This is a genomic window from Vibrio sp. 2134-1, assembly GCF_033339495.1.
Window position 1 is genome coordinate 1 of the sequence record NZ_JAWOUS010000849.1, and the last position, 544, is coordinate 544.

Genomic DNA, 544 nt, shown 5'->3' on the forward strand with positions numbered 1-544 from the left:
ACAAGGAAGAAATTGCTTTCATTGACAACGGCATTGCTTTCTTCATCGGCGGCGTAGTGCATTTTCGCGCCATGTGCGGCGAAGCCTGCAATCGTGCGGAAACTGTCGCTCACATAATGGCGAGTTTGACGGCGATAGCTTTTCAATTGAGCCTCGGCTGACAGCTCAGTAACAAGCCCGCTTGGGACTTGGTCTTCTAACCAGCTCATGAACTTCACGACAGCCACACCATCGTCCGTCAATGACTGTTCGAGATTGGCTAACTCGGTCTGATTTTTGATGGCTTTCATGTCGGTGACGGGGCAAGCCATTGGCTTTAATGAGAGGTTCTGCTCAATGGAGTTAACCAACAAGCTGTCGGTATAAACCGGGCTAAAAGCAAGCGACAGGCCTTCACATTGCTGATTCAAATACTGGCTGACGTACTCGTAGTGACGAACGCTCACACCTTGCGCAGTCAGCTTCTTCTCTATCTCGGCTGGTAACTTTTGTTTATCGATGAACGCCGTCGCGCGGTCTCGCTCGACAATAAGGTAGGATTCTG

1 protein-coding gene is annotated in these 544 nt (G+C 50.2%); it reads right to left on the reverse strand.

Annotated elements, in window-relative coordinates:
• The coding region (locus R7R78_RS28890) for an aminopeptidase P family N-terminal domain-containing protein (protein ID WP_225474940.1) at positions 1-544 on the reverse strand (544 nt) is incomplete at both ends.